Annotated in this window: 7 protein-coding genes; 5 read left to right on the top strand and 2 right to left on the bottom strand. The window is 66.6% G+C overall.

What is annotated here, in order from left to right:
* From CKO31_RS24715 to CKO31_RS24695, 4 genes are all read left to right on the top strand, one after another.
* On the top strand, nt 1-646 hold a 646-nt coding region (locus tag CKO31_RS24715), incomplete at its 5' end, for a hypothetical protein (protein ID WP_200243175.1).
* 757 nt (nt 647-1,403) lie between these two features.
* Entirely contained in the window at nt 1,404-1,796 is a 393-nt protein-coding gene (locus CKO31_RS27460; RefSeq protein WP_306341789.1) for a PIN domain-containing protein, read from the top strand.
* Nucleotides 1,797-2,476: 680 nt separating this feature from the next.
* Complete coding sequence (locus CKO31_RS24700; protein ID WP_200243173.1) at nt 2,477-3,031, top strand: carboxymuconolactone decarboxylase family protein; 555 nt, start codon at nt 2,477-2,479, stop codon at nt 3,029-3,031.
* A gap of 361 nt (nt 3,032-3,392) precedes the next feature.
* On the top strand, nt 3,393-4,601 hold the full coding sequence (locus CKO31_RS24695) for a cation:proton antiporter (RefSeq protein WP_200243167.1): 1,209 nt from the start codon (nt 3,393-3,395) through the stop codon (nt 4,599-4,601).
* A 136-nt stretch (nt 4,602-4,737) separates the two neighbouring features.
* Here the strand turns inward: CKO31_RS24695 and CKO31_RS24690 are convergent, their stop codons facing one another.
* Together CKO31_RS24690 and CKO31_RS24685 are read right to left on the bottom strand one after the other, a co-directional pair.
* Nucleotides 4,738-5,040 (bottom strand): hypothetical protein, encoded by a 303-nt coding sequence (locus tag CKO31_RS24690; protein ID WP_200243159.1) that lies wholly within the window; start codon nt 5,038-5,040, stop codon nt 4,738-4,740.
* A gap of 141 nt (nt 5,041-5,181) precedes the next feature.
* Complete coding sequence (locus tag CKO31_RS24685; RefSeq protein ID WP_200243157.1) at nt 5,182-7,080, bottom strand: serine hydrolase domain-containing protein; 1,899 nt, start codon at nt 7,078-7,080, stop codon at nt 5,182-5,184.
* 359 nt (nt 7,081-7,439) lie between these two features.
* Here CKO31_RS24685 and CKO31_RS24680 point away from each other — a divergent pair.
* Nucleotides 7,440-7,902 (top strand): sigma-70 family RNA polymerase sigma factor (locus CKO31_RS24680; RefSeq protein ID WP_200243156.1); only part of this gene is annotated, 463 nt, incomplete at its 3' end.

Below are 7,902 nucleotides of genomic sequence, written 5' to 3'. Positions count from 1 at the left end.
CCTACAGATCCATCGATATTCGACGCTTGTAGCCGACTCTTCAACCCTGGTCACGGCTTTGCCTGCCAAGTATCTGTTCTGCATGAACGACGAGGGGCGGATTCCACGGAAACTGAACTACCTAGCCGGAAACGCAGCGCTTATAGGTGCTGGTGCGCTGGAGGCGCCTGGTAGTATTGACACCGTTAAGGTCGCCACGTTCTTTATGGCAAATGAGGAGCGACCAGAAGCAAACCGGAAACTAGCCGATCGAGAGGTTTCGGTTGAGCAATCGGGGCTGTCAATCGATGACGGTGCAACTGCGGATGCAGGGAGCCGCGATCAGATTCAAGGCGAGCATGAGCCTGTTGTCAATGACCGGGAGACAGCGACCGAGCCCGGCGCGGCGAGCAGTAGTAGCGGCGTGCGGCAGCCCGTTGAGTTATCCCAGGTTACCTTCTATGAATTGTTCGTGGCCAAGGCTAAGGAGCTTTGCGGAAAAGAGCCACGCACCCCCGAACAACTGGTCGAAGCTCTTGCGCTCAACAAGACCCAGTTGAATGTCTGGCTGAAACAAGCTGTTGATAAAGGAGAGCTTAGGAAGCTTGCCAAGCCCGTGCGCTATGAGGCGCGCAGCAGCAAACAGAGGGCCTTGGCTTTGGAATAGTAGGCAGATTGGGAATCACGGGAAGGAGCCGTTTCTTTTGCCGAGAAGCGCCAAGAAACAGGGTGCCCCTTTCTTCTTGGCGTATATTGTGGAACAGGCAATTCTAATCACTATATGAGCTGCTGAGGTCAGGTTCGGGTCCTGAGCTGGCCGGCTTGGCGGAGCCGTCCCCGTCCGCTCTGGGTCGGGACCTGCCGCTGGATGCCAGTCGAGAGGGCGTCAGCCAAGGCTCAGGAAGCTGCCTTCCGGCGCTGGGTCGCCGACGGGCAGGTGTCGGCCATAACCGGACCAAGGGGGACCGCCACGGCTATCCTTGCGTGGTGCGCCCTGTGCTAGCCTAGGCCTTGATCATAAGTCCGTCCAAAACCCAGCGTTGTCAGTTGTTTTGCCTTCGCGAAGCGCGACAAATCAGGCACTTAGTCTCGAGCGCGGGAGGCCGGCGCAGAGAGTGGTCGGAGTTATGATCAAGGCCCTAGCCTATGGGATAACCTATGCTCACTCGATCCGTACCTATGAACGCACCACGCCGCGCTACCCTCTTTACCAATGGCAGCAACCAAGCGATTCGCATCCCGCGAGACTTCGAGCTGCCCGGTAAGTAAGCGCTGATCCGCAAGGAGGGCGATTGCTTGATCATCGAGCCGGTGCGGTCGCCGAGGCTGCTCGCGGTGCTGGCGACGCTCGACCCCATCGATGAAACCTTCCCGGATAGCCAAGATCCGGCACCTGAGCCGGTTGCGCTCTAGCCGCCCTTTCCATGCCGAAGCCCGCGTATCTGCTCGATACGAACATTGTCTCCGACCTCGTGCGTCGACGTGCGGGACACATCCGCGACTGCATCGCTGAGTGCGGCGAGGAGCGGGTCTGCACCAGGATCATTGTCGCGCATGCTTTGGCTCAGGGCTTGACTCTGGTGACCGCCAACGAGAGCGAGCTTCGCCGCGTGCCGGGGTTGGTTGTCGAGAACTGGTTGAGCCAGGGGCCGACAAGCGAGCTACCTGAGATTCAGAAAGAGCGTTCCCGCTATCGCTGTACGAATCATGTCATAGATGCTGCTTCTGATCGCGTTTCCTCATGCGGCAAAGGTAAAACAGCAACGAACGCGCATGCAGACGAAAGTTATACGTGCCCAACCAAGCATTGGTCCTAACGGTGAGCCGGGCCGTACGACGTTTCGATGTTGAGCATCGCTCCGGCACGACGGCCGCCTCAATGGCTCGGCATGCTTGAATGCAAGACCTGGCCCCCAGGCGTGGACCCCAGGCGTGGGCGTGCGCTTGGCCCCGGGTGCAGCATCCGCGAGCGGGTGGTGGCGTGGCGGATGGTGCCGGCCGTGTGGTCGACGGGCAGGTGGCGTGTGCACAGAGGCGTGTAGACGGATGTGTGGACCCGGGGCGCCTGTGCATAGGTAGGGCGGCCCTGGTGATACTCGCGCGTCCTGGGCTCAGCAGACGGCCGGCACGAGCTCACCGGTCGGGAGCAAGCGCGTGGACATTCCTCGACAGTACATCTCGACGAGAACAACCGCCGGATCGGCGTGCTGCTGGACATCGACACCTTCGAGCGCATCGAGGTCTGGATGGGGCAACATCGACCAGCTTATGCAGATCTGGGGGCAAATTGATGGCCGCGTGGAGCTGCATCTGTCCGTTCGACCACACAGGCCCGAAGCGGCGTAAAGTGCACTGAGGGCGGATTCCGGCGGCTTGCGTTTTCTTCGATGTTGCAATGATACGCGGCACCGCCCGGTCTCGGGCATGAGAACCCCGGGCGTCTGCGGCCTTCGAGGCATGCGCGTCCGGCTAGCCCAAGCAACCACGGGAGCCCGCCATGCACACAGATTTTCCTTACCACGACATCCAATCCGCGCCCGAGGCTGCCGTGCCGACACTGCGTCAGAGCGAGCAGCGCTTCGGGATGCTGCCCAACCTGATGCGCAAGATGGCCACGGCCCCGGCGCTAGCCGAGGCCTACCTGGCCCTGGGCGATCTCTTCGAGCAGACATCCCTGTCGCCGGCGGAGCAGCAGGTGGTGCTGCTGACGGTGAGCCGGGAGAACCGCTGCGAGTACTGCGTCGGCGCCCACAGCGTGCTCGCCGACATGGCCGAAGTTCCGACGGCAGTGACCGATGCGCTGCGCGAGGGCCGCTCGCTGCCGGACCCGAAGCTCGAGGCACTGCGCCGGTTCACAGCGGCCGTGGTGGAGACGCGCGGCTGGGTTGGCGAGGCGGAGACGACCGCCTTCACGGAAGCAGGCTTCACGCCCCAACAGATCCTGGAAGTGGTCCTCGGCGTCGGCATGAAGACCCTGTCCAACTACACCAACCACATCGCCGGCACCGAGCTGGACCAAGCATTCGCCCACCGCGCCTGGAAGGCCGGTTAGCGCTTCGGCCGATACCGCGACCAGGTGAGACAAAGAGACTCGTCGCGAAGCTCCGCTTCGCGATGCAGTTCCGCAAGCTCGGCTGATCACGGTCGCGGTCGCGAAGCAGAGCTTCGCGACCAGGACCCTGAGTGGACCAGGACCCTGAGTGGACCAGGACCCTGAGTGGACCAGGACCCTGAGTGGGCCAGGACCCTGAGTGGGCCCGGACCCTGAGTGGGCTAGGACCCTGGGTGGGCTAGGACCCTGGGTGGGCTAGGATCTAGGCCTTAGGAACGGGCCGGACAGGCGCACCCTACCGCCGGCGGGCCGTGGCTCGCGTCGCGGCGTACCATGCGCGCTGCAGCTCGGAGGCCCGCGCATGCTCCAAATCCTGTCCTTCTACGCCGCACTCCTCGCTGGTGCGCTGCTGCTGGAGCCGCTGGCCCGGCGGCTTCAGGTGCCGTTCGGTGCGGTGCTGGTGCTGCTCGGCTTCGCCGGCGCCGAGCTCTGGATCGCCGCCGGCGGCGACACGGGCATCCATTGGCGCTGGTTCGATGAGCTGGTGTTCCATGTCCTGCTGCCCATCCTGATCTTTGAGGCCGCCTATAACCTCGCGCCGCGGCAGCTGCTGCGCAACCTGCCACTGATCCTGACCCTGGCGCTGCCGGTGATGCTGCTGTCCACGGCGGTCATCGCGGCCTTGCTCTATGTCGGCATTGCCCATCCGACGGGCTTTCCGTGGCTGGCGGCGCTGATTGCCGGCGCCCTGCTCTCGGCCACGGACCCGGCGGCGGTCCTGGAGCTGCTCCGGCGCATGGGCGCACCGCCGCGGCTGCGGCTGCTCCTGGATGCCGAGGGGGTGTTCAACGACGCCAACGCCATCGTCCTGTTCACGCTGCTGGTCGCAATGGCCACCGGCGCCCGCCCCTTGGCGCACTGGGACGAGGGCGCCCTGGCGCTGCTGGGTGTGCTCGTTGGCGGTGCATTGGTGGGGATCGCCGGCGGTGCCCTGGCGTTGCTGATGGCGCGCGCCGTGACGGCGCAGGCCCAGCGCGGTGTGCTGACGCTGGTGGCGGCCTATGGGGTCTTCGCGGCGGCGCGGCTGTTGGATGTCTCCGGCGTCGTCGCCGTACTCTGCGCCGGCCTCCTGCTGGGCCGGGCGCGCTCTGCGGCGGCGGATGGGGATGCGGCCTTGTCCGTGCTGTGGGCGTACAAGGCCTGGCTCGCCAACACCCTGCTGTTCCTGATTGCGGGCATCACCTTTCAGGTCGGGATGTTCACGGACCAGTGGCTGGCCATCCTGCTGGGCATCGGCGCGACGCTCGCGGCGCGCGCCGCGGGCGTGTTCCTGGTGTTGCCGCTGGCGGCCATGCTGCCGGGCATCGAGCCCCTGCCCGGGCGCTGGTATCCGCTGCTGTGGTGGGGCGGCGGCACCCGCGGCGCCGTCACCTTGGCGCTGGCTCTGTCGCTGCCGGTGGAGCTGCCGTACTGGTGGACGGTGCAGTCCATCGCCTATGGCGTCGTGCTCTGGAGCCTGCTGGTGCAGGCGGCCGGCACGCCGCTGTTGCTGCGTTGGCTGCGCCCCTGAAGTGCATGGCGCCATGCGCCTATCCAGCACGAAAAAAGCGCCAGGCCACAAGGGCCCGGCGCCGAAGCCTTGGGGGTCAAGGCGGGGGATTCGGCGCGCGCCGCGGGCCGAGCCGCGGGCGCTGTTCGGAGCCGTCTCAGTAGCTCAGGTCGGGATTGCCGCCGAAGGGGCCGTAGATGTTCGGGCGCTCAGAGCGCTTGCGCTCCTGATTGAAGGCAGCGTCGACATCCACGCTGAACAGGTCCGAGTTACCCTGGCCGATGCCCTGATAGCGATCGACCTGGCTGCCGACGCCGGGCTGTACGGCGGTAACGCCCTCGTACTTGATGAGTCCGCTGCCGCTGTCGGGGTTGCCGGCGGTGAGCGCCTCGTAGCTGTCGGCGGCCTGGGCGCCTGCGGTGAAGAGCATGGCGGCGGCGATGGCGATGGTCTTGGTCATGTCGGGTCTCCAGTCACTTGCTGTTGGTGAGCGATGGCGGCTTGTCAGTGCCGGTGCACATGTGCCGCCATCCGGGTTGGCGTGGGCGGCGCGTTGCCGAGCCGTCCGCCTTTGCCCCTAGAGACCCAGTGACCGACTGGATTATTTCAGCGATGTCATTTCCGCGGTGTCGTTGTCAGAGACGCTGGCCTCGGCCGAGCCGATGGGCTCTGCCAGATAGCCGGACCACCGCAGCAGCGGGTCGGCACCCGCGCGCTCGACGAAGCGCAGTGCGTCTCCCCGGTTGCGGCCGAGGCCGAGGATGACGCCAGTGTCCGCATTCAGCGGGCGCACGGGCATCTGGATGCGCTTGTCGGACAACAGCGGCATGCGATAGCTGAAGCAAAGCTTGCCGTCGGTGAGAGACAGCCGCAGGTCCACCACGGGATAGCCCGGGTCCGGATTGATCACCGCATAGCGCCCGAGGCGGGCCTGCCAGAGCGCCGGCAGCGGCTCCGGCGGCACCTTCTCGCCCATCACGGCCTCGCCGTCGCCGGTGTCCGCCACCACCACTTCGCGGTCGCCGATGCGCCGGGTCTGGTAGCGCATGGCCGCCAGGGTCTGCGCCGGCGGGGACAGGTCCCGCGCCGTGCTCGGCACGTCGAGCCAGCCGTCGGCCCCGCGCACCAAATCGAGCCGCGTGCCGCTCATGCAGGCGCAGAGCTTGTGTCGCTGCTCGTCGGGAGACTGCTCGATGGTGATCAGACCCAGATCGGTCGCGAAGTGGCCGCCGGCGCTGGTGGGCGTGCCGATGCTCGCCGAGGCGTCGCCGGCAGAAAGAAAAAGGTCCGGCGGTAACGGCTCCGGCGCCAGGCTTTCGGCCTGCGCGAGGATGGCGTTTGCCAGTTGCTCGACCACCCGGCGCCCATCACCGCTATTCGCCAGCACAGCGATGCCGAGCCCGGCGTCCGGCAGCAGCATGAGCTCGGCGGTATGACCGAGCGTGGTGCCGCCATGGCGTACCAAGACGCCTGCCTCTGGGCTCGGCGTGTCTTCCAGGAGCCAACCGAGTCCGGTAGTCACGTCCAGGTCCAGGGGCACGTCCTGGTTCTGCGGCATGAACATGGCCTCGAGCACGCCGGGCGCCAGCACTTGCCGCCCGTGCAGCTCGCCGCCGCAGAGCAGGGCGACCAGGAAGCGGCCGAGGTCACGCGCCGAGGTTTGCAGCCCCTGGGCCGGCAGGTCCCGAATGGGCAGCGGTGCGAGCGCGCGGCCGCCGCGGTGACCCACGGCCAGCGCCTCCGCCTGCGCGGGCAGGCTGGCGATGCGCGTGGCGTCCATCCCTAAGGGCCCGAACAAGGTGCGCTGCAGGTGCACAGGGAAGGGCTCGGCGGTCACGCGCTGCACCAGATGACCGAGCAGCGTATAGCCGACATTGGAATAGCTGAACACCAGCTGCGGCGGGAAGGCCGCGAGCTCGTCGCGCAGCTGGGTGGTGACGGCGGTGAAGGGCGTATCCGACCACAGCCCCTTGTGCAGGTCCGACGGCAGCCCGCTGTGATGGCTCAGCAGCATGCGCGGCGTGATTGCTTCGGCGCCCTGAAAGCGGCTGCCGATGCCGAACGCCGGCAGCGACGTGCTCAGGGGGGCGTCGATATCGACGCGCCCGGTCTGCGCCAGTGCCAGCGTCGCCAAGGCCGTGAAGGGCTTGGCCAATGAGCCGGCGCGATACAGGGTGTCCGCGCTGGCGCGCCGGCCCCGCTGCGGGTCGGCGTCGCCGAAGCCTTCCGCCCAGAGCACCTGGTCCCCGCGCACCAGCGCCAGGCTGACGGCCGGGATGCCAAAGCGCTCGCGCGCCGCGTCGATGCGCGGTGCCAGGGCATCGCGCAGGGGCTGGATGGCCGACTCTATGATGGCGGGGGGCGCTGACGGCAGGCCGGCTGTGCCGGTATCACGGGGCATCTCGCCAGCATGGGCAGCGCCCGCGCCCGAGGTCGCCAGCAACGCCGTCGCGGCCGAAGCCGTCAGCCATGCGGGCCAGCCTGTACTCATGATCTGCATGCATCGGACTCCGCTGATCTGGGCCTGGGGCTAGGAGAGGGCCGGGGACGCGCCCGCCCGCTGCCGAGACTAGCCAAGAATTTCGCATCGGTCGGGTACGCGCAGCGTAACCCGATGCGGCGCTCGCGTAACCCGTTGATTGTCTCATTACGACATCGCCAGCCCGAGCTGCCGCTCAAGATATGTGCGAAAGGACGGGCATAGCTCGGTAAACGTCCGCTGTAACGATTTGTAGTAACGAAGCGTTACGTCCGCTGGCGGGCGTTCGACTAGAATCTCTATTAAAACAGGCATTTATCATTTGGCATGGCAGGTGCAATGCCTAGGGCAGTCACGCTCACTGCCCACGGAGACTTACCATGCCTGCCACTGCATCTGCATCCGCCACTGTCACTGCCCCCGCCACCGCCAACGCAGCCCACGCCGCCGAGCCCCTGAATCCGGCCACCGACTTTGCCGAGCTCGCCCGCACCCATTGGTCGGCGCTGTACAAGTACGCCTACCGCCTCGCCGGCGACCCGCACACCGCCGAGGATCTGGTGCAGGACAGCCTGCTGCGCGCCTGGCGCTCGCGCGAGAAGCTCAAGGAGCCGGCGGCGGTGAAGGGGTGGCTGAAGACCATCGTGCGCCGCGAGAACGCGCGGCGCTTCGAGCGCATCCAGCCGCGCGAGAGCGCGATCCCGACCGAGGAGCTCGGCGCCGAGCGCCAGAGCTACGACACCTCCACCGAGGCCTTCGTGCTGCGCCGGGCGATTGCCGCGCTGCCGGCGGAGTACCGCGAGCCGCTGATCCTGCAGGTGCTGCACGGGCACTCGCAGCAGG

Origin of the sequence: Thiohalocapsa halophila (assembly GCF_016583825.1) — a bacterium.
GTDB classification, from domain to species: domain Bacteria; phylum Pseudomonadota; class Gammaproteobacteria; order Chromatiales; family Chromatiaceae; genus Thiohalocapsa; species Thiohalocapsa halophila.
Note: the sequence above shows the minus strand (reverse complement) of the source record. Positions and strands in the feature narration are given on the sequence as shown.